Source organism: Paenibacillus sp. CH40 (genome assembly GCF_024213605.1).
GTDB classification, from domain to species: Bacteria; Bacillota; Bacilli; order Paenibacillales; family Paenibacillaceae; genus Paenibacillus; species Paenibacillus polymyxa_B.
Map to the genome: position 1 here is coordinate 92,829 of NZ_JANAVQ010000006.1, position 21,372 is coordinate 114,200.

The 21,372-nt window shown below is 49.0% G+C and carries 21 protein-coding genes; 9 read left to right on the forward strand and 12 right to left on the reverse strand.

Annotation, left to right across the window (positions count from 1 at the left end; genetic code table 11):
* Window positions 1-53: 53 nt before the first annotated feature.
* Window positions 54-749 (reverse strand): GntR family transcriptional regulator, encoded by a 696-nt coding sequence (locus NLX73_RS18060; RefSeq protein WP_165178820.1) that lies wholly within the window; start codon window positions 747-749, stop codon window positions 54-56.
* A gap of 193 nt (window positions 750-942) precedes the next feature.
* Here NLX73_RS18060 and map point away from each other — a divergent pair, with 193 nt between their 5' ends.
* Window positions 943-1,689: a type I methionyl aminopeptidase gene (map, locus tag NLX73_RS18065; RefSeq protein ID WP_023986734.1), complete on the forward strand. Its 747-nt coding sequence runs from the start codon at window positions 943-945 to the stop codon at window positions 1,687-1,689.
* A gap of 40 nt (window positions 1,690-1,729) precedes the next feature.
* Window positions 1,730-1,873, forward strand: a complete 144-nt coding sequence (locus NLX73_RS18070) for a diguanylate cyclase domain-containing protein (RefSeq protein ID WP_254326892.1) — start codon at window positions 1,730-1,732, stop codon at window positions 1,871-1,873.
* Between the two features lie 104 nt (window positions 1,874-1,977).
* Here NLX73_RS18070 and NLX73_RS18075 read toward each other — a convergent pair whose 3' ends face one another.
* Window positions 1,978-2,475 (reverse strand): CcdC family protein, encoded by a 498-nt coding sequence (locus NLX73_RS18075; RefSeq protein WP_254326893.1) that lies wholly within the window; start codon window positions 2,473-2,475, stop codon window positions 1,978-1,980.
* Between the two features lie 165 nt (window positions 2,476-2,640).
* Window positions 2,641-3,117, reverse strand: a complete 477-nt coding sequence (locus NLX73_RS18080; protein WP_254326894.1) for a disulfide oxidoreductase — start codon at window positions 3,115-3,117, stop codon at window positions 2,641-2,643.
* A 235-nt stretch (window positions 3,118-3,352) separates the two neighbouring features.
* Between NLX73_RS18080 and NLX73_RS18085 the strand changes: the two genes are divergently transcribed.
* The gene (locus NLX73_RS18085; RefSeq protein ID WP_069010781.1) at window positions 3,353-3,979 is read left to right on the forward strand and encodes a nitroreductase family protein; all 627 of its coding nucleotides are present in this window, start codon (window positions 3,353-3,355) and stop codon (window positions 3,977-3,979) included.
* A gap of 105 nt (window positions 3,980-4,084) precedes the next feature.
* Here the strand turns inward: NLX73_RS18085 and mprF are convergent, their stop codons facing one another.
* Complete coding sequence (gene mprF / locus NLX73_RS18090) at window positions 4,085-6,727, reverse strand: bifunctional lysylphosphatidylglycerol flippase/synthetase MprF (protein WP_254326895.1); 2,643 nt, start codon at window positions 6,725-6,727, stop codon at window positions 4,085-4,087.
* 211 nt (window positions 6,728-6,938) lie between these two features.
* Between mprF and NLX73_RS18095 the strand changes: the two genes are divergently transcribed.
* The gene (locus tag NLX73_RS18095; protein ID WP_254326896.1) at window positions 6,939-7,709 is read left to right on the forward strand and encodes an AAA family ATPase; all 771 of its coding nucleotides are present in this window, start codon (window positions 6,939-6,941) and stop codon (window positions 7,707-7,709) included.
* A 237-nt stretch (window positions 7,710-7,946) separates the two neighbouring features.
* Window positions 7,947-9,149 carry an MFS transporter gene (locus tag NLX73_RS18100; protein ID WP_254326897.1) on the forward strand — a complete coding sequence of 401 codons (1,203 nt, stop codon included), beginning with the start codon at window positions 7,947-7,949 and terminating at the stop codon, window positions 9,147-9,149.
* A gap of 66 nt (window positions 9,150-9,215) precedes the next feature.
* On the opposite strand, the gene bioC is transcribed toward NLX73_RS18100, so the two are convergent.
* From bioC to bioA, 5 genes are all read right to left on the reverse strand, one after another.
* Window positions 9,216-10,082, reverse strand: a complete 867-nt coding sequence (gene bioC, locus NLX73_RS18105) for a malonyl-ACP O-methyltransferase BioC (RefSeq protein ID WP_254326898.1) — start codon at window positions 10,080-10,082, stop codon at window positions 9,216-9,218.
* Complete coding sequence (locus tag NLX73_RS18110) at window positions 10,072-10,803, reverse strand: alpha/beta fold hydrolase (protein WP_254326899.1); 732 nt, start codon at window positions 10,801-10,803, stop codon at window positions 10,072-10,074. Before NLX73_RS18110 ends, bioC begins: the two co-directional genes overlap by 11 nt.
* On the reverse strand, window positions 10,788-12,002 hold the full coding sequence (gene bioF / locus NLX73_RS18115) for an 8-amino-7-oxononanoate synthase (RefSeq protein WP_254326900.1): 1,215 nt from the start codon (window positions 12,000-12,002) through the stop codon (window positions 10,788-10,790). The genes NLX73_RS18110 and bioF overlap by 16 nt, the downstream gene beginning before the upstream one ends.
* Before the next feature lie 67 nt (window positions 12,003-12,069).
* The gene (gene bioD / locus NLX73_RS18120; protein WP_254326901.1) at window positions 12,070-12,789 is read right to left on the reverse strand and encodes a dethiobiotin synthase; all 720 of its coding nucleotides are present in this window, start codon (window positions 12,787-12,789) and stop codon (window positions 12,070-12,072) included.
* Window positions 12,786-14,156 carry an adenosylmethionine--8-amino-7-oxononanoate transaminase gene (bioA, locus tag NLX73_RS18125; RefSeq protein WP_254326902.1) on the reverse strand — a complete coding sequence of 457 codons (1,371 nt, stop codon included), beginning with the start codon at window positions 14,154-14,156 and terminating at the stop codon, window positions 12,786-12,788. The genes bioD and bioA overlap by 4 nt, the downstream gene beginning before the upstream one ends.
* A 176-nt stretch (window positions 14,157-14,332) precedes the next feature.
* Between bioA and NLX73_RS18130 the strand changes: the two genes are divergently transcribed.
* On the forward strand, window positions 14,333-15,385 hold the full coding sequence (locus NLX73_RS18130; protein ID WP_254326903.1) for a lactonase family protein: 1,053 nt from the start codon (window positions 14,333-14,335) through the stop codon (window positions 15,383-15,385).
* Between the two features lie 120 nt (window positions 15,386-15,505).
* Here the strand turns inward: NLX73_RS18130 and NLX73_RS18135 are convergent, their stop codons facing one another.
* Both NLX73_RS18135 and NLX73_RS18140 read right to left on the reverse strand, forming a co-directional pair.
* Window positions 15,506-16,462 (reverse strand): ArsR/SmtB family transcription factor, encoded by a 957-nt coding sequence (locus NLX73_RS18135; protein WP_254326904.1) that lies wholly within the window; start codon window positions 16,460-16,462, stop codon window positions 15,506-15,508.
* A 273-nt stretch (window positions 16,463-16,735) separates the two neighbouring features.
* Window positions 16,736-17,701: a hypothetical protein gene (locus tag NLX73_RS18140; protein ID WP_250267296.1), complete on the reverse strand. Its 966-nt coding sequence runs from the start codon at window positions 17,699-17,701 to the stop codon at window positions 16,736-16,738.
* Between the two features lie 144 nt (window positions 17,702-17,845).
* Between NLX73_RS18140 and NLX73_RS18145 the strand changes: the two genes are divergently transcribed.
* From NLX73_RS18145 to NLX73_RS18155, 3 genes are all read left to right on the forward strand, one after another.
* Window positions 17,846-18,319 carry a GNAT family N-acetyltransferase gene (locus NLX73_RS18145; protein ID WP_254326905.1) on the forward strand — a complete coding sequence of 158 codons (474 nt, stop codon included), beginning with the start codon at window positions 17,846-17,848 and terminating at the stop codon, window positions 18,317-18,319.
* An 84-nt stretch (window positions 18,320-18,403) separates the two neighbouring features.
* Complete coding sequence (locus NLX73_RS18150) at window positions 18,404-19,036, forward strand: NAD(P)-dependent oxidoreductase (protein WP_254326906.1); 633 nt, start codon at window positions 18,404-18,406, stop codon at window positions 19,034-19,036.
* A 33-nt stretch (window positions 19,037-19,069) separates the two neighbouring features.
* Window positions 19,070-20,788, forward strand: a complete 1,719-nt coding sequence (locus NLX73_RS18155; protein WP_254326907.1) for an NAD(P)H-hydrate dehydratase — start codon at window positions 19,070-19,072, stop codon at window positions 20,786-20,788.
* Here NLX73_RS18155 and NLX73_RS18160 read toward each other — a convergent pair.
* Window positions 20,772-21,266 (reverse strand): hypothetical protein, encoded by a 495-nt coding sequence (locus NLX73_RS18160; RefSeq protein WP_134903081.1) that lies wholly within the window; start codon window positions 21,264-21,266, stop codon window positions 20,772-20,774. The two genes, NLX73_RS18155 and NLX73_RS18160, sit on opposite strands and share 17 nt — an antisense overlap.
* Window positions 21,267-21,372 lie beyond the last annotated feature (106 nt).

Here is a 21,372-nt window from a genome sequence, read left to right on the forward strand (position 1 = left end):
AGCAAGAAACGCATGAAGCGCGGTACATCGGTTCTTTGTCACGCATGTTGCGGCTAGGACGACGTCTTTCTGTAGGGAGACAGGACGCTGTCGTTAACCGCGTTGCGGGTATCTCGGTAATGATCCTCAATAAATCCCGATAACTCCTGAGCATTCCCTTGACTTAAAGCGTTTGCAAAGGTTCGATGTTTGTGAATCGTGACTTGTGATTCTTCGATGTTAGACGCAAATCGTTGTTCTGTCGCAGCTAACATGACCGTCAGGATTAGCTGTCTCATACCGTTCCAGGTATGAAGAATACGGGTATGGCCTGCTTCCAGAACCAGAGCCTCATGAAAATTAAAATCCTGAAGAGAAAATTCAACGACATCCCTGTACTTGAGAGCGACTTCCATTTTGTCAATCATCTGATTCAAAACAGTCACCAATGTGGCATTATCACTATGTACATACCTTTGTACAACAAAATGCTCAATCAGCATTCGCACATCGAATAGCTCCTCCATATCACTGGGTGTCATGCCAACGACAATCGCACCCATGCGCTCTAAACGGATCAGTCCTTCGCTCGAGAGTGCCTTCAAGGCTTCACGCACCGGAGAACGACTGGTACCAAAATCGGCAGCAATCTGATTCTCAGATAGAACAGTGCCTGGCGTCTGAATACCCCGTATAATCTGAAGCCGAAGTTCACAAGCAATCCTTTCCCCAAGCGATGCGCCCTGTAACCAGGTTGTTGGATATTTCATAGGATACTCCTATCTTGGAAATAATTTTGCATACTGGTATACAAGTTATGGAATATTATATACCCCGTTTAAGATCCTTGTAAACGGTGTCAGTTGACATCGGTTCCATTTCGCTGCTTTTAGCGTTACAATAGAAGCAGAAAAAAGAAGCAGTGAAAAGTGGAACGAACACGGAAAAGAAGGAGACCGTTTAATGATTATCATTAAAACCAAAGAACAAATTGAAAATATGAAAAAAGCTGGAGACATTTTGGCTGCTTGCCACCGAGAAATTGCCAAAATGATCAAGCCAGGCATTACGACACTGGAAATTGACGCCTTTGCGGAATCCTTTATGAAGAAGCATGGCGCAACACCGGAGCAAAAGGGCTATAACGGCTACCAGTTTGCAACTTGTGGCTCACCTAACGATGTGATTTGCCACGGCTTTCCGAATAAGACACCGTTGAAGGACGGGGACATCGTGACGATCGACATGGTTGTGAACCTGAATGGCTGGCTGGCAGATTCCGCTTGGTCGTATGCGGTGGGTAATGTGTCTGAGCAGGCGCAAAAGCTGCTGGATGTTACCAAGGAATCGCTGTATAAAGGGATTGAGCAAGCCGTTATCGGTAACCGGATCGGAGATATTTCCCATGCGATACAAACCTACGCGGAAGCGGAAGGCTTCTCGGTCGTACGCGAATTCATTGGGCATGGCATCGGGGAAGAAATGCATGAGCAACCGCAAGTTCCTCATTATGGACCTCCGCACCGTGGACCACGCTTAAAAGAGGGTATGGTCATTACAATTGAGCCAATGCTCAACACAGGCACATACCGCAGTAAAATTGATGCGGATGGTTGGACCGCACGCACGTTGGACGGCGGCTTGTCTGCGCAATACGAGCACACGCTGGCCATTACAGCAGATGGTCCGATCATTTTGACCCAGCAATAAAAGCAGGCACCCATCGGGAGCATACAGACTAACGGGTTGAATGACAGTCAGTCTGGGCATATTCATCTGGCTCCCCGAACGCCAGAGTGAGCATGAAGAGCTGATCGAGCAGGCAGATCGGATGCTGTACACTGCGAAGACAGAGGGACGCAATCGAGTAGCTCCTTTTTCCCGGAATGCATAATGTAGAATAGACTAAAAGACCAAAAAGACACGGCTCCTGTTGGGAGAACGTGTCTTTTTGGTCTATACAGCAACATGCGAGCATGCATGTTAAAAACCCGTTTGTCAGATGCGAACTTCCGTCTCGTTCGGAACGAACTGACGATATTGAAAATACATACGAAGCCGCCAGTGTAACAAGGTCCCGAAGGCCAGGATGAAGAATAGCCCTGCTGTCTGCGGAATGGTAATGTAATGCTGAATAAATTCATGCAGCAGCAATCGGACGATCAGTAGGCTGATCAGGATAAAAAAGAAGGTACGTGAGCGTTGGACGAAAACCAGTCCTTCTTGCGATTCAAATTTGGTGCTGCGGATCAACGGGTAAGAAAAAATAAACCAGCCGACCAGAAAAGCGCCCAGCCCCCAAAGCCAGGGAACCCGTACTTCCGGCACCACAAACATCATAAAACCGGTGCTCATGCCGAGTGGAGGAATGATGATTTTTTTGGCATTAATCGGGCGATGACCTGTCTTCATACGGATGAAAATAGCCGAAATAGCGATTACGATCATACCGAAGGTTGCACCATATTGCAGCAATGGGGTGCTAATATGAAACATGGACTGGCCCCCTCTATAAGGAATATAAGCGTTATTGGACAGACTGCAAACCTTTTACATTATACCACATATGCAATGGATATATTTAGTTACAGTCTTTCCTCTGGCAAGCGGATTATACGCCTCTTGGTGGTAACGGGTCCTATAATTAGGTCTATTTCATACTTATGCGAGTTCCTTTGCTTGTACCTCTCCTTGAGCTGATTTTTTCTCCTGACGCATGATATAACCCATGGCTGCAATAATAAGGATAAAGGCGATCAGTGCGAGAAAAGGAATGGTAATAAAATCGAACCAGTTCAGGTAATCCTGTTCACAGGATACTCTGCCGCAGGAAGCTGAAGTTTGCGCAGCTGCTTTGGCGGCTGCATGGATGCGCTGAATGATAAAATGATAGGCTGAAATCGCGCCTCCAATGATAGCCAACGGCATGACATAACGGCGTATCCCCGAATCCCCTCGAAAATAGGCGATCCCGAGCAGAAGGGTCAGGGGATACATCAGAATGCGCTGAAACCAGCACAACTTACAAGGCTCATACCCCAAAATCTCGCTGAGATACAGACTGCCCAAAGTTGCCACACAAGCTACAACCCAGGCGGCAAACAAAGCAATATCCGTTTTTTTAAAAGATCCAATCATAGTAACGCTCCTTTTTTAATTCAAATGAGAACAAAATGAACTCACCCGTGTCTTGTCCCATCGGCAGGCATCTGCCGATATGTATGTCTTAATCCGTATTGTACTGTATTTTGAGTGCAGGGTCATACTTAAACATATTGACATCATTCACTATCATTTTTATAATTGCAGTAGTTTGGGAAGTTAATGAGGATTCAAGTTAGATATATATTAAGAAATTAGGAGTGTGCCTAGAATGTCGAGCAGTCCAAAAAATGAAACTCTATCTACTATTAGTGAAAGACACGCGGTAAAGAGCTATGTTAAGGATTTTAAATTGCCAGAGGAAGATTTGGAGGCTATTTTGACTGCGGCGATAGAAGCTCCTTCCGCTTGGAACCTTCAACACTGGAAATTCCTTGTCATCGAAAGCGAAGCGGACAAACAAAAATTGCTACCTATCGCCTACAATCAGGGTCAAGTAGCGGAAAGTTCCGTTACGATTGCCGTATTGGGTGATTTGGAAGCGAACCGCAACACCGTCATTTATGATCAAGCGGTAGAAGCAGGCGCACTGCCAGCGGAAATCCGTGACGCATTGGTAGGTCAAATCAACGGCGCATACCAAAATCCGCAAGTAGCTCGCGATGCAGCCATCCTGAACTCTGCTCTTGCAGCACAAAATATTATGCTGGCTGCTAAATCTTTGGGCTACGACACTTGCGCAATGGGCGGTTTCATTCCAGCACAATTGATCGAACAATTCAATATTCCAGCACGTTACCTGCCAACCCTGCTTATTAGCGTAGGTAAGGCACAAGTGCCAGCACGTCCATCAGGACGTTTTCCACTTTCTGAAGTTGTTGTAAAAGGCAGCTTCTAAGAACATTTGTGAATATAAAAGGGTGTTCCTGCAACCGTTCGTGGTTGGGAACACCCTTTTTTACGTTGTGTTAGGCTATTAAAATTCCTGTTGTTGGCCCTTTGTTTAGTCCGAGCGTTTGGACACGAGATATACCAGCTCCAGCGTCAGGATCGGTAGAAAGACAGAAGCCGGATAGGCCAGATAGCGCGGCTCCCATTGGGGCTTGAACTTATCCTTAAAGCGCCGAAGCCCCTGAAAACCGTAAAAATGTCCCCCGTATTGGAAAACAAGTCGAGCCAGCTTTTCCTCGCGCAATGCCTTTTCGCTTTGTCCTACCTGGGACAGCGGTGCCATTCCCAGATTAAATGTCGTATATCCACTCTCCTTGGCCCACTCAATGACCCGTGTGAATAAATAATCCATCGTGCCATTTGGCGTGTCAGGCAAGTGGCGCATCAGGTCAATGGAGACCGTCCGTCCATGATCATAGGCAGGGGCCATCGTAGCGAAAGCGATGACCTTCCCTTCAGAGTCCTTTAGCAATGCAATCGGAGCCAACTGAAGATAAGATTCTTTGAACCAGCCGAGTGAATATCCCTTCTCCTTGCGCCCGTCTAGCCAAATATTCGAAACATGCCGCATCTCCTCAATTAGTGACGCCTCGAGAGGCGGTTGGATGATTTCGAACGAGTAGCCCTCGCGGTCAAAGCGGTTTTTGGCGCTGCGTAGCGCCTGATTGCTTTTGCCCGTCAGTGTAAATGATTCCAGCGGCACCAGTGCTTCCTCGCCCAGTTTGAAAAAGCGATAGCCGTTCTCGTGATAGATGGACAAATACTCCGGCGAGGCCTGATAAAATACTGCCGTTAACGCATACCGATCTGCGAACCGCTGGAATTCCTGAATGGCTTCACTTACACGTTCTTTTGGACCGAGTGGGTCACCTAATACAATCAGTTTGTCCCGACTGCGAGCATAGGGAATGACCACCTGTTCATTTTTAGTCCAATACAGATATTTATCGCCCAAAAAAAGCATATGAGATACGAGATTACCACCCTGCCGTTCCAAAAATTCTTTTAGCTTATCCAGCTCTTGCTCGTCGGGTAAATTGGCGATGCTACGCTGAGGTCGAAGAAAGAAATACACCGTTAGGAATACCCATGCCAAAATTAGACTAAACACGGCGGTAACTCCGTAATCGCTGCGGTTCATAAAAAAGTCCAGATGGACCTTGGCATGCAAATGGCGCATAAAAGGAGTGTTGGAGCCTGCCCCAATGATAAAATAAGCCCCGGTTACGAGTAGAGATAATCCACCCCATATTAAAATGTTGTGCCGATTCAGCGGTGCACTGACCCGATAAAACCGCGAACGCGAGATCCATAGCATTAACGCCACAAACAGTAGGAATAAGGCTTCTTCAAAATCTAGACCTTTAATAAAGGTGAAAATGGCGCCGGCCAGCAGCAGTATCAATGTCAGTCGTAATGCTCTGCGAATACGCAGAGAGATTCCGTGGGACAGGACAACAAGCATAATCCCGATGATGACCGAGATTTCATGCGACAAGCGCATGACGGGCAGGCTGAGCAAATGCTCAGCAAAACGTAGTCGATATAACAGACCGGGCGTAGCTGCCGATAAAAGAAGCACCACGCCGGAGATGAGTACCAGCTTACCAAGCGCCCATACCCCTAGATCGGCCAAAAACCGGAATTGACCAGGCCAGCCCCATACCTTCTGCCAGGCATTAAGGGAGTAATCCCAACCCGTCTCAGCAAGCTGATTCAGGCGCTCGTTACGCGGAATCATTTCCAGCGCGGCTAATACCAAGCCGATGAGCCACGGGATGATGTAATAAAAGATACGAAAGACGAGCAGCACAGCCAGTGCCCGATCTGAGTTGGCTCCCGCCATTTGCAGCCCGAGCAGGGCAATGATGTCGAATGCCCCGACCCCTCCGGGTGCAAGACTGATCAATCCGGCAATCGCGGCTATCACATAAATGCCGAACACAGCATGGATCGGAAGTTCATGGAGCAAGTGCGAGCCGATCCATGCAAAGGTAAGGCCAGCCAGCAGCCATTCCAGCAGAGAAGCACTAATGGAAGCGGAGATAGTGGACCAGGAAAGCTGTCCTTCTCCCTTGTTGAACCATGTGGAGTACCGTTTGGAGCGCTGCATGATCAGAAATAGCGGCAGGTACAATGCCATTCCCCACAGCGCCCAATGAAGCCAAGGATGAGCATCCAGCACAGGTTGTACCGGATACAGATGGACAATGGCCCCCCAAGCCAGCAAAGATAGTCCGGTAATGACGACCGGCGAAAGAAACACGACGGCAGAGGTGATGACACCTAACGGCACACCGCTTTTTTTATACAGTACGGTGCGAAGTCCCGCTCCTGTAAAGCCTGCAAAACCAAAGACATTATTGAAGGTATTGGAGATCCACGCGTAGCGAAATGTCGTCCCAGGCTTGACCTGAAGCTTGAAATGATGCCTGATTACGTAATCGTAGGCGCTCATAGCCGCCACGGCAGCCAGTGAGAACAAGCCAATTTCGATGAGAAACGTGGCATCCATTCGCCGCAGCTCATGAAACATACGCGCCAGATTAAAGTCATTTAGTTCTCGTCCGGCCTCCCATATAATAAAAGCCAGTACAGCCAACGGTAGCAGAATACGTGTCAATCGCTGCCTGTAGATGGTCATCAAGAACTGTATGATTTTAAAGGATTGGGTCGGTTTGTGATTTGACTTCATAGATTCACCTGCTTGAAAAGAATGAGATATACACGAAATAAAGTACTTAGAATTCATGCCCAATGAACATTACTATACATTATACCTACAATAATCGCTTGAATAACAACAGAAGGGTTACGAAATGGGATTTCCGATTGATTGCTGTAAATAATTCCAATATAATGATGGAAAACCTAGTGAATTGCTTGGCAATGGAGCTGAACTGGACATGAGTATATGGGACCGCAATCTTTTCATACGTCGCCTGGAGCTGATATGGCCTCCAGATGCTGACGAGAGCCAATATCCGTTTAACTTAAAAGCCCTGCACCAGTGGAACGAACTGAAATTCCATCCTTCCGTCACCTATATTATTGGAGAAAATGGCGTAGGTAAATCGACGCTTATGGAGGCAATCGCGGTCGCGTGGGGATTTAATCCAGAGGGCGGTACTAAAAATTTCAATTTTTCTACCCAAGCCACGCATTCCTCGCTACATGAGCATATCCGGCTGGTGAGAGGGATAGAAAAACCGAGGGATGGTTTCTTTTTCCGAGCGGAGAGCTACTATAATGTGGCGACTCATATCGACGAGCTGGATCGCGAAGGTGGAGGCCCACCGATTCGAAACTCCTACGGGGGCAAATCGCTGCATGAGCAGTCGCATGGCGAGTCTTTTTTTGCTGCCTTTGTGCATCGGTTTGGAGGACAAGGATTATATATTTTGGATGAACCGGAGGCTGCGTTATCACCTTTGCGCCAGATGGCCATGCTTGCACGGATTCACGAGCTGGTGCAGCAGGGCTCGCAGTTTATCATTTCTACTCATTCCCCTATTTTGATGGCTTATCCAGATTCCATCTTGTATCATCTGACACATGAAGGGATCGACACCCCGACGCTGGAGGAAACCGATCATTTTATCATCACGAAACAATTTCTGAATAACAAGGAAAAGATGATACAGGAGCTATTCGAAGATCCACAACAGGAATCGTAGGACCGCCAGACCGTTCCAAAATTCACCCTGGTCGTTCGTTATGAGAGGGACAACTTCGTCTATTCAGGTTGTTCCTTTTTGCAGTTCTGCCAAAGGAAAGATTCAGGGTTATCGGAAGTATTTTATGATTGTTATTTGTCTCACACTCTATTAATATAATGGAGAGTTTTGCTGGAATGGTTGCAAAATAAGATTTTCGTATACGAAATAAAGAACCTGAGGAGGACAAAACGCTACATGTCAGATTCACAACAGTTGAAAATGGGACCGCTGGTCATTTTGATGATTAATATGTTTATTGCCATGCTGGGAATTGGCCTCATTATTCCGATCCTTCCCAAATTTATGAGCTCCTTGGGAGGCAGTGGTGAAACGGGTGGTTATTTGGTTGCCGTGTTTGGCTTAACCCAATTCCTGTTTTCGCCGCTAGCGGGAGAATGGTCCGATAAATACGGACGTAAAAAAATGATTATTATCGGTTTGGTAATTATGACGGCGTCTTCTGTATTGTTTGCGATTGGGGAATCGTTGCCCATGCTGTATATCTCCCGTTTGCTGGGAGGTGCAGGGGCAGCTTTTATGATTCCTCCGATGATGGCCTATATTGCTGACATTACAACGGTCCACAATCGCGGTAGAGGGATGGGGTTGTTGGGTGCCGCCATGTCTCTTGGCTTTGTGATCGGTCCTGGTGTGGGCGGCTTGCTGGCAGATATCTCGATTCGTACGCCCTTATATGTTTCGGCGGCTGTATCGGGCGTAGCTGCACTGATTTCCTTGATTATGCTGCCCGAAACCTTGTCGCTGGAGAAACAGTTGAAGTTTCGGAATGTCAAGGTCAAACGGGACAATGTGATTAAACAGTTTGCCCTTTCTTTTCGCAAGCCTTACTTTATGCTGCTGATTATGATATTCACGTTAACCTTTGGACTGACGCATTTTGAAACGATGTTTCCTTTCTTCGTGACGGGCAAGTTTCATTACAATGAGCGTGATATTGCTATCATTATTACGGTAGGAGCACTGGTCGGAACCGTGATTCAAGCTGTGGTCATTAGCCCGATGTTGAATCGTTTTGGCGAAAAAGGTGTCATTATCGGTTCCTTTCTGTTTTCAGCGATTTCCCTTGTGCTTATGCTGCTCTCCGGCAACTTTTATTATGTACTCGGGGTATCGCTCATCTTCTTTACCGCTACGTCGTTGCTGCGGCCAGCCATTAATACTGCTTTATCCAAAATGGCGGGGGATGAGCAGGGTGTTGCAGCCGGCATGAACAATGCTTATATGAGTATTGGTAATATTCTAGGACCTGCGCTTGCGGGTACATTGTTTGAGGTGCATATCAATTTGCCATACATTTTTGGGGCAGCCATTCTCATTCTTAGTTTGGGTCTGGCTGTAAAATGGAAAAGCAGAGATACGCAAACCACAGCGGTGTAGTATTATTGAAAAGCAGGACGTTTCTTGAACGAAACGTCCTGCTTTTTTGATTTGTGACCTTAAAGATCATTCAGTTGTTGATGCCTGAATAAGTATAATATCATAAGTCGCTGCAACACCTTCCGGCGTGCTGAAACGATCTTCATACTCTTTATACAGGCTGGTAAACAGACGCCGCGACCCGAGACTGCCGGAAATAACGGCTTCTGAAGTACTAGCTCCCAGCGCTTTTACAGATAATAGAAAATCCCTTGGTGAAGCGTATTCTTTCGTTAACAGCTTACATTTATATTGAATATTGGAGAAACCAGCTGTTGTTAATGAATCTTTCCATTGATTTGCAGATTGAAACGAGAGTCCGTGCCTCTGGGGCATCATATCTTCAGCACGGTAAACCTCTTCAAAAGCCGTATGCAACTCGTGGAAGGTACCTGGCCCGAAGGTTGCGAATGCGAGTACCCCTCCGGGGCGAAGCAGTCGGTAAAGGTAATTCAGTGTTTGCTGCGGCTGGCTCAACCATTGGAAACAAGCGCTGGAAACGATGAGATCGAACGAAGAGGCAGGAGTGTTGGCTGCCCATACTTCGACATCGGCAAGCAAAAAGTGAATATCAGATGATGGTCTATCGTTCGAGCCTGCAGGGTTTGCAGTACTCAGCACACGCTGTTCAGCGGTCAGAATCATTGCAGGTGCAATATCCAGCGCAGTAATAGATGAGTGCGGCCATCTGTTCACCAAAATTTCAGTTAGAATACCGGTGCCACATCCGATCTCAAGCATGCTGAGTTTGTTGGAAATATCGGCATTTGTTTGTTGCATAAGAAATTCTGCAAGCATGTCCGCCATGGTGCGCTGCACATGGGCATGAGTATCATACAACCCTGCCGCGCTGTGGTTAAATTGCCGTGCAATAGTTGCTTTTCTACTGATCATGCCACCAACTCCTAATTAATTCAGCCATAGTTGCCTCCCTTCCCAAAAACGGAGCATGTCCGCTATCGGGTATGGCTAGTAGTTTTGCCTGAGGCAATTGCATGAGCAACTCCTCTGCTGCCTCGTAAGGGCAAATCTGATCTTCGGTACCGTGTATAAGAAGAACCGGACAATGAATTGCCGGAAGTCGAGAGAGGCATTCCACATGACGGAGGGTTTCAAGCCCCGCGATGAGTGCCGGAGTTGTCCAGTTGCCTATGAGGGAACGATGGTTCCTGAGATCCGATGCTGTTTCCAAGTCCGTAAACATCATCTGACTGAATTTGCTCTCTATAGCCTGCCGATCTCTTTGGAGTCCGATGATCATCTGCCTAACATAGATGTCTGCCCAGCCGCGATTATGTTGTTCTTTAGGACGGGTAAACCTGGCTGTTGCTGAAAAAAGAACAAGTCCATCTGCCAGTTTCTGATCCGCGAGTTTCAATGCCAATAACCCGCCCAGTGACCAGCCTCCTATCAGAAAAGGACCGGAGCATGAGGAAAGCAGACCTTTCGCTGCAGTTTCGGTCAAATTCAGTATCTCCTCGGAGGAAGCGGCAGCGCTGTAATCTACAGAAATATGATGAAAATCAGGGAGAAGCCCGCGAAGCTGATCAAAGACCTTATTCGACATACTCCACCCGGTCAGCCACAGGATGGTGCCACCTAATTCTGACGGCATGATTCCAAAACCCCCAGTTGAAGTCCTAGTCTGCAAATTTTCGTAACGGCATCTGTCAGCTCCTCCAGGGAATGTACAGCCGATAAAGAGAAGCGAATTCGCGCAGTACCCTCGGGTACTGTTGGAGGACGAATCGCTATCGCTGCAATACCTTCATTTTCCAGAGCACTGCTAAATAGCAGAGCCTCATGATTATGTTCTAGGATCACGGGCACAATTGCAGAATCTCCGTTACCGATGTTAAAACCCGCATCACATAATGAGGAACGAAAAAATTCGCTTGCCGCGATCAGCCGTTCACGACGCCAGTGTTCTGTTTGTATCAGCTTCAATGCTTGGGCAGCCCCAGCTATAAGCGAAGGGGGGAGTGCCGTTGAATAGATAAGCGGCCTGGCCTTATTTATCAACCATCTGATGAGCGTCTCGTTTCCACAAACATAAGCTCCGTAGATCCCAAACGATTTGCTGAGCGTTCCCATATGAATATCCACATTACTTGTTACCCTAAGTGCAGAGATCAATCCTTCGCCACGTGAACCGTAAATCCCTCCGCTATGTGCCTCGTCAACCATCAGCAGAGCATTATACTCCCGTTTGAGCGCAATAAGGTCGATCAGGCGCGCCTGATCACCATCCATGGAAAAGACTGCGTCCGTTACGATTAGCTTCCGCCGTTTATCACGGAATTTATGCAATAAGGCACGCAAATGCTCAATATCATTATGACGATACCGTGCATGCTCGGCGCGGCTCAAAATAATGCCGTCGACTATGCTGGCATGGTTGAACTGGTCGCTGAATACCACATCGCCGCGGCCCACAAGCGCGCTAATGACACCAACATTGGCTGTATACCCGTTTGCGAAGACAAGTGCCGCATCACAGTTTTGCCATTCTGCCAACGCTTTTTCAAGCTGTGCATATGGCTGCCGATTGCCAGTTACAAGCCTGGAGGCACCGGCGCCGGCTCCTTCCTTGAGGAGTGCATCACGCATCGCTTCAATAATGGCAGGATGCTGGGCAAGCCCCAGATAGTCATTCGAGGATAAGTCGAGTAGTGCTCGTCCGCCATGCATCACATAACCAGGACTTTCGGAGATAGGGACATGGGTATGCAAGCGGCGTTCCATTGATGCGTGGTGTAATGCCTCAAGTTCTTTTTTCATCCAAAGGATGATCATCACCGCCTTGTAGAGCATCTAATTTCATTTCCATTTCAAAGCCTGAGACCTCAATTGTTGTTATGTCCATCATTCCCCGAGAGGATTATATGGACAATGCTTGCCTGATCGGTGCTAATTGAATGGTTCTTCGAACAGAATGGATAAGCATCTCGGTATTTGCCTCGTCATGTAAGTATGGAAAATGTCCAAGGACCTTCAGGCCGCCGCTGTAGCGTTCGATGAGTTCTGTATTTGTCGCGGCACTTGGATCATCCAGGGCGTCAATACATTCGCTGTTGTTCATAATGATGCCTACAATCGGGATTCCGCGCTGCCGTAAGGAGGAAATGGTCAAAAGTGTATGATTAATTGTACCCAGACCGGATCTGGCCACGATCAGAACGGGTACGTGAAGCATGGAAATCAGGTCAATCACCAGCGCGTCATCGGTCAGTGGTACAGCGACCCCGCCTGCCCCTTCAATAAGCAGTGCTTGATAACGTTTGATAAGTGGTTCTCCTGCGGCGATAATCTCCTTAAGACTAAGCGTCACACCCGTCTGCTTGGCGGCAAGCATTGGGGCCAGCGATGCTTCGAACGTAAAAGGTGCTACAGCCTCGGGGCGTTCACAGATGCCTGTGCTTTGCAGCAGACGTTCGGCATCCGTTGCTCCGCTGCCAAGAAGGCCGCCGGACTGCACCGGCTTCCAGACACCTGCATTCAGGCCTTCTGTACGCAGCGTAGCGGCAAGCGCCGATGTCACAATTGTCTTCCCAACACTGGTATCCGTACCGGTTATAAACATTCCCCGTAGTGTGCTCATGTCGTTAATCCATTTTCGGTGACGTCAATAATGGATGCTGCCAAAATATCTGTCATGGCATCTAACTCATCCTCTGTGCTAGCAAGAGGGGGGATAAATACGACAACATTGCCAAGCGGTCTTGTAAGCATTCCAAGTTCTCTTGCACGCTCGGCAGCGCGAACGCCGATCCGATCTGCCCAATCGTATGGCTCGCGTGAAGCCTTATCACGTACGAGTTCGATCCCGATCATCAGACCCTTTTGCCGAATTTCACCGACATGTGGCCGTTCTTTAAGTGCCATAAGCTTTTGCTGGACCAATGAGGCCTTTGCTATTACGCCTGTTAGCATATCCCGCTCCTCGATTCGTTTTAGACTGGCTAAAGCAACGGCACAGCCAAGTGGGTTTCCAGTAAAGGAGTGTCCGTGGAAAAATGTTTTTTGCTCTTGATAATCGGCATAGAAGGCATCGTATATCTCGTCAGTCGCAAGTGTCGCGGCGACGGGCAAGTAGCCGCCAGTGAGTCCTTTGCCGACAACCATCAGATCAGGCGAAACGCCTTCCAGATCGCAGGCAAACATGGCTCCTGTACGACCGAAGCCTGTTGCAACTTCGTCCGCAATGAGAAGTACGTGGTGTTTACGGCAAAGCAAGGCTATTTCCCGCAAACAGCCTGGCGGCATGATAATCATTCCTGCCGCTCCCTGCACGATCGGCTCCACCATGAGAGCTGCTATTTCATCCCCACGAGTCTCAAGCAGATTGCGTAAAGCGGTTAAAGTAGACTCCATTGCACCCGCTGCGCTGCCTTTGTGGCGGTAAGCATAAGGATAAGGAATAGTCTCTGTGGGAAACAACATAGGTCGAAACACATCATGATACAGGGGAATCGCGCCGACGCTGACTGCCCCGATTGTATCCCCATGGTACGCTTGATTCATCGTAATAAATGTCTTTTTCTCATGTACTCCGCGGTTGTGCCAGTATTGAAACGCCATTTTGATTGCGATTTCAACACCGGTTGCTCCTGAATCGGAGTAAAACACTCTGTTTAATCCCTTGGGGGTGATTCTCACCAGCTTCTCAGCCAGTTCGATGGCAGGTATATTCGCCATTCCCAGCAGTGTAGAGTGGGCGACCCGATCTAACTGATCAGTGATTGCCTGATTCAGTTCCGGTACATTGTGCCCGTGTACATTAAGCCAAACAGACGAGAATCCGTCATAAAAAGACCGACCCTGGATATCATACAGTTTGACACCTTGACCACGTTCAATAATAAGAGGGTCCAACTTGTTGTAATCTTTCATTTGAGTAAAGGGAAGCCATAAGTGCGCCTTATTCATGGCGGCGAGACGTTCATAGTGCGTAATGATGATCACCATCCTTCGCCAATCTATTATTTTAATTGTCAACCAAATAGAATTTAATATGGTTGACAATTAACTTTAACAATATAACAAAACGAGAAGTTTGTGTAAAGAGAATCAAAGTGCACTTTGGAGTCGATTATGGGTAATAATGCAAGACAAAGCAGCAATCGGAGGGAGGCGTAAGCTGAATGAATGAACGAAATGAGCAGTTATTTTATACAGGAACTTATGCGTCTCGTCAGGAAAGAGGAATATATGTATGTGCTTTGCGTGTGACCAATGGTGATCTGCGCATTGTTGGTGGTGTGGAAGGGATTGAAAGGCCTTCTTTTCTCGCGCTACACCCGGATGGGACGAAGCTGTACGCTGCCAGTGAAACAGAAGGAGGCGAGCTGTATGCGTATCAGGTAAAAGCCCAGACGGGGGAATTACACCCTTTGGATCGAAAAGGGACGGAGGGAGCGCATACTTGCTATGTTTCCGTAACATCCGATGGACGATATGTGCTGGCTTCCAACTATTCAGGCGGCAATGCCGTTGTGTTCCCTGCGACGGAAGCTGGAGGATTAGGAGACATGTCGGGGCAAGTTCAGCATACCGGCTCAGGTATTCGCCAGGACCGCCAGGATGCGGCACATCCGCATTCGATTATTCCAGATCCTTCAGGACAGTATGCCCTGGTATGTGATCTGGGACTGGATCAGATTGTGGTATACCGTTTGACAGAGGATGGAAAACTGGTGACCCATCGTGAGACAGATTTGCCACCTGGTTCTGGACCGCGTCATCTGGTTTTTCATCCTTCGCGTCCATATGCTTTTGTCGCCAATGAGTTGAACAATACAGTCGCTGTATTTAGTTATAACGAACGTAATGGTGAGCTTACATTGATGCAAAGCCTGTCCACACTGCCAGAAGGCATTATAGATGTAGAAAATACAGCAGCCGATATTCGGATTACGCTCTGTGGACGCTTTTTGTATGTGTCAAACCGCGGTCATGACAGCATCGTGCTATACCATGTCGATCTGGACAGCGGCAAGCTGAAGACGGTGGAATGGGTGGAAACCTTGGGCAGCACACCGCGTAACTTCAACATCTTGTCCGGTTATCTGGTAGTAGCGAATCAGGATGGGAACAACATCGTATCCTTTGCCATCCATAGTGAGGATGGACGGCTGACCCGAACGGGATATGTGCTGGAGGTTCCTTCACCTGTGTGTATTGAACCTATACGCTAATCGCATAGCATGTGGCAAAAGAGTACGATATAAGTGGATAAAAAAATAAAACACGGCGCTTTGTTTCCCATGAAAGGCATGGGCAAAACGCCGTGTTCAGGTCTTGAAGTGGTCTAAAAGCTATTTGCTGTTATCGCCAGCTTCTACCGTTACTGTTTTGGTATGATTTTCTGCATGTTTGTAGTACAAACGGAACAGGATGTCCTGATTGTAGTTACCAAATCCGGTACCGAACAGAGTAACCCCTCCAACATGCTGGGCATCATCCAATATGGCAATACGGAATTTCCATTGCTTCTGATCAATCAGTACTTGGCTTAAAGTCACGTCGGATATTTGCTTGCCATCCATAAAGGTACCTTCGGAGGTAACGCGAAGTCTTTTAAGGAGACCATATTGATTGATAAAATCAGGCCACCATGCAGGTGTGTATTTACCCCGGTTATCCCCGAAATCCCCTGGGCTGGTCCATGTACCCAAATTCACATCATTTAGGAAAAAAGTGATATCTGAAGGCCAATTATCATTGGTAAAAGGGGCCTCGGATGATAGTTCCATCGAAATTTCCAGTTCCTCGGCTTTTTGGCTGGACAGTAGGAAATTCGGCACCTTATAATCCATATATCCTTGGCTGAACCATAGAATTTTGGAATTGAAGCGCTCAGGGTCCAAGAACGAACGAGGCTCATCGAATTCACCAATGATTTTTTCGACGGTAGCCAGTCCGCAGGTCGCCTGTATTTCAAAATCTGTAAAGTGTCCCACAGAAATCTCCGTCTGATGGAATTGTCGTACATCCTGCTGGTAGCGTGGCATGGCGATTTCAATTTTGTCTGTAGCCAGTGAGCACACTTTCTGTACTCCGCCTCGCCCAGGCAGCATTTTGGTCGAAATAATGGACGCTCTCTCCAGTTTCTTGACATGCATCGTCATAATCGCACTGCTGAGCCCCAACGCTTCCGCCAGCTCACGTATATTCATAGGCTTCTCCGCAAGCAGAACAATCATGTTTAGCCGAACCTCACTGGCCAGCGCTTCATAAACGGGAAGTGATTTTTCAGAAATGTCCAGTTGCATAGTTCCTCCAATTCTAACGCACATCATAAATTGATGGTAGTTTAACATATATGGATTTTTTTCAATATTCATACATAAAAAACGATATGATTTACATTTATATAAACAATATACCCTTTCCTTGATCACTGGCACAAGCCTAACCCCTCAAAAAGCCAAAAATTGTTCAAAAAACAGGACACCCCATAAACTCTTTCTTTGTTGTTGGGATGTCCTGTGATGGTATGTGATATGCAGGGTGGATACGGGAATAGAATCCTGTGCCATTGGTGTTTAGGACCGGATATGTTCTTCTGCCAAAGAAGAGTCAGCCGTTTTATCTTTATCTGCTGCGTGTAAATCCTGATGTTGAGAAGCATCTGCCTTGATCAAGCCGGGATGACCAACATAAGGACGATCACTGCGCGAGCGGCCTCGGGTAAGTCGGAAGCCAATCAAGAACAGCACAAGCTGAACAGCCAGTATGTAGGGAGATGCTTCCGGTCCGATCCATTGAAACAGAGCGACAGCGGCGATCACTAAGCACAACAGGCTTGTTGGAAAATGGGATGCCGTCACGTCCAGATCATTTTGCCTACGCAGGGTCATCAGCCGGTAAACATACAGTAGGGCGATCAAGCCGGAAACGAACCTCATCCATGCACACCCTATGAGCCATGAGGCAGATTGTGCAGTATCGGGCAGACTAACATCGACATGGCTGGAGGCTATTAGTTCCATAACCAGCCTTGTGACCAACCAGACGATTCCTGCCAGCGCCAACGGACCAGCTGCTGGGCGCAATAGCTTCCACAATGCTGTTCCCCAGCCCGGAGCATGAGATTCCAGCAGAACAAGACGCCGTTCCTCGATGAGTTTGTTCATTTCACGCTCCAGTGATTTGAGAAGCAATTCTCTGCGGAATGTATCACACTCCCGAAGGGATGCTTGAACCTGCTCTTGAAGGTGAGGGGTCAAATAGGGAGCAGCTTTGGCTTCCTGAAGAGCGTGGATGAGTCCGTTCTGGTACTGCTTTTCGCTGTTATTGAACCCGTTCTGGGTAGCGGTTTGGAGACAACCAGCTAATCGTCCATAGATACGCAGCGATTCCTGTAATTCTTCCAGCCGCTGCTGACGTGAATTTCGAAGCTGGGCTGCACTGTGAACATACAGCCATACCAGCAAAGACAACGCCAGCAGGAAGGCAATCAGACCGGGTGAGATATATGCGGCTAACGCCGCGAAGTCCGTCGGGGACACCCGCAATCCCTCCTTCCATTGTTCTTTCTACACTATTGCACAGACCACACAGGCATTTCAAGGGCTTGTATATCTCTGACCAAGATATATGAAGTATTTTTTGGTAAAATAGACAAGATTACAAGCAGGAAGAGGAGATTCGGTATGAATAAAAATATAGAAAATGCAACAGAACATCATGAGACATCGAATCAACCGTATGAGCTTCTTCGTGTAGATTACTCCATTCCATCCGTCGAGGAATATCGGGCTTTGCGCAAGGAAGCTGGTTTGTCGCAAATTACAGAAGAAGCGGCAGCCAAGGGCCTGCCGAACAGTTTATTTGCTGTGACATTGCGGCTTGGACAGGAATTGATCGGGATGGGCCGTGTGAGCGGTGATGGCGGTGTCTTTTTTCTGGTTACGGATATTGCAGTCAAGCCTTCCCATCAGGGAAAAGGCTATGGGCGTAAGCTTATGGAAGAGATTATGGAGTATTTAAGACGGGAGGTTCCGGCGGGCAGCTTTGCAACGCTGATTGCGGATAAACCAGCCGATCAATTGTATGCACAGTTCGGCTTCCAGTTGGTTAGCCCGAGGTCAGAAGGGATGTACTGGCGACAGCCGGGAGGACTGTAAACTGAAATCCTGTACGAGTTTGAGTTGAACATAAAACGGATAAATAACAGTAAGAAAATTATAGACAGGAAGAAGGCAGTGAATATGAAGGTTATTATTTTCGGGGCAACAGGGACAATCGGCAAAGCGTTAGTAAAGGAAGCTATCAAGCGTAAGTATCAGGTGACGGCGGCGGTGCGCGACCCGCAACGTGTGACGGAGCAAAGTGAATATTTGACGGTGGTTCAAGCGGATATTCTAAATCCGAATTCCGTTACGGATGTGGCCAAAGGGCACGATGCTATCATTAGCGCATACGGTCCCAAGTTTGGAGAAGAGGAAGAACTGCTCGAAGCGACTCGTTCTTTGCTGGAAGGAACTCGGCGGTCCGGCGCGGAGCGCATACTTGTCGTTGGCGGAGCGGGAAGTCTGAAAACAGAAAACGGTGAACGCCTCATGGATACCGCCGAGTTTCCGGAGGAAGTGAAGCCACTGGCGGCTGCCCATGCAGATGCACTGGAGCTGTACCGCGCTGCGGATGTAGACTGGACCTATTGTAGTCCTGCCGGAATAATTGAATTGGGAAAACGTACAGGGCAGTTCCGTATTGGTTTGGATCATTTGGTGGTTGACGAATTAGGCCATAGCCGTATCTCGGTCGAAGATTATGCGGTAGCCCTGATTGATGAGTTAGTAGAAGGGGAGTTTGTCAATTCCCGTTTTACGGTTGGATATTAATAAGCAGGGACAGCCATACGGGAGGCGAAAAGCATGTATATGGTGACCGCCGAAGAAATGCGAGAATTGGATCGCTATACAATTGACAAGCTGGGTATTCCGGTCCTTACCTTGATGGAAAATGCCGGGCGCGCGGTAGCTGACGAGGTGTTGAAGCTATGTGCCGAAAGAAGTGGGAAGAGCAATGGCGGCGGCTTCTCAGTAGGCACTGCTGATCTAACACGTGGAAATGATCGTGCTGAAGTGTTGGGTTTGCAGTGGACAGAAGAGGTTACACACACAGGTCCGGGGGATATACCGGGACATGGCGGTGTTATACGGACAGAGACGTGGAGTCAAGGACGACATGACTTACGGGAACGAGAACACTGGTATATCCTCGTAGGCAAAGGCAACAACGGTGGTGACGGACTGGTGGCAGCCCGCCATCTGACCGATGCAGGGCTACGCGTCACCGTTGTGTACGTCGAGTCGCCAGACACGCTACGCGATGAAGCGGCTGCGCAACGCGATATTATCGCGGCTCTGGGTATCCCGGTGATTCTCTATGGCCGGGATACCCTCGACCTGCGCGGTGCCTCCGGCATCGTCGATGCCCTGCTGGGCACGGGCACGCAAGGCCCGCCGCGCGAACCCTACGCCTCGCTGATCCGCGAGGCCAATGCCAGCGGCGCGCCGCTCGTGTCGGTAGACGTGCCTAGCGGCCTCGACGCCGACACGGGTGCGCTGCACGAGCCATGCATTCGTGCGCGCGTTACCGTATGCCTCGCTTACTTGAAGCGTGGGCTCGTCCAATATCCGGGCGCCGGGACCGCAGGCGATGTGGTGGTACGCTACATCGGTATTCCACCCGGCCTTGCCCGTGAGTGCGGCGTGCAGCTGCGGCTCTTGACCCGTGACACGCTGCGCGCTGCGCTGGACGTGGATGTAAGCCGCAGCCGCGTGCCGGACGGGCACAAGGGCACCTACGGCCACGTTCTGGTCGCGGCCGGAAGCCTGCGCATGAGCGGCGCGGGCCTGCTGGCCGCACGTGCCGCCCTGCGCATCGGCAGCGGCCTTGTCACGTGGGCGGTGCCCGAGGCGTTGTTGCCACGTGTCATTGGCGCCGCGCCGGAACTGATGCTCGCTGCCGCAGCAGCAGGCGGATACGGCGAATGGAATGCGGACTCCGCAGACGAGCTGCTACAGCTCGCGCAGGCACGTGATGTACTGGCCGTCGGCCCCGGCCTCGGCCGCTTTGCAGGGGACACCGGCTGGCTGCGCCGCCTGTGGGAGGAATACGGCGGTCCGCTCGTGCTTGATGCGGACGCCTTGAACATCCTCGCCTCGGCGGGGCCTGAGCTGGAGGCTTGGAAGCCGAGAAGTGCAGCGGTCGTACTGACGCCGCACCCCGGTGAAATGGCTCGTCTGCTGGGCATACCGACAGCAGAGGTGCAGCGTGACCGCATCACCCATGCCCGGGAGTACGCCCGGACACGTGGGGTCACGCTGGTGCTCAAAGGAGCGCGCACGGTCATCGCTTGTCCCGACGGAACGGCCTACGTCAATACTACAGGCCATGCTGGGATGGCGACAGGCGGTGCGGGCGATGTGCTAACAGGCATCATCGCAGGTTTGCTGGCTCAGGGCTTGAATGCTTCGCAGGCAGCAGCTTTTGGCGTGTATCTGCATGGTGCGGCTGGAGAAACAGCCGCACGTCATCGCCAGCATCCTGCCTCTGTGATCGCTGGCGACATTATTGAAGCCCTATAGGCCATAGCAGCAGTGGCAGGAGGAAGGCCAGCATGATCTGTAATCCATATTCACGGTTCAGCCAGTGCCTTCCTCCATAATACAGCAGTGTAATCCCTGCACCTGCTATGCCGTTGCTCCATAAAATGCCCGTTCCGGCAGGCGACATCAAAGAACCTAGTAGGAGAAAGACACTGAATCCTGCAGCGAGGTATAGGGTGAGCTGCTCGGGCTTGCGAAGCCAGGGTAAAAGATCGCGTAGCGCATCAGCGGCAAGAGCGGCAGGAAGGGCAAAACCATAGGCCCACAGCTGCGCGGTCAGTTCACCACTATTGCCTGCTATAGTCAGAGGAATTCCTGTTATTTCCTCTGTCAGATAGCAGTAGATCCATAAGAGACCAAAAACTAATCCTCCACAGGCTAGTTTATTCAGCGCATAACAACCAAGCTCCATCCGCCAAGGCATTTTGGAATTAAATTCATTCCAAGGCTGTCTCATGTTGCGACTCCTCCTCTTATCACACTCGGTATTCACAACCAATCAAGGAATTTATTTTCAATTACAATCCGCTTACCGTTTACGACATTTCAGTTTACGTTAGCTG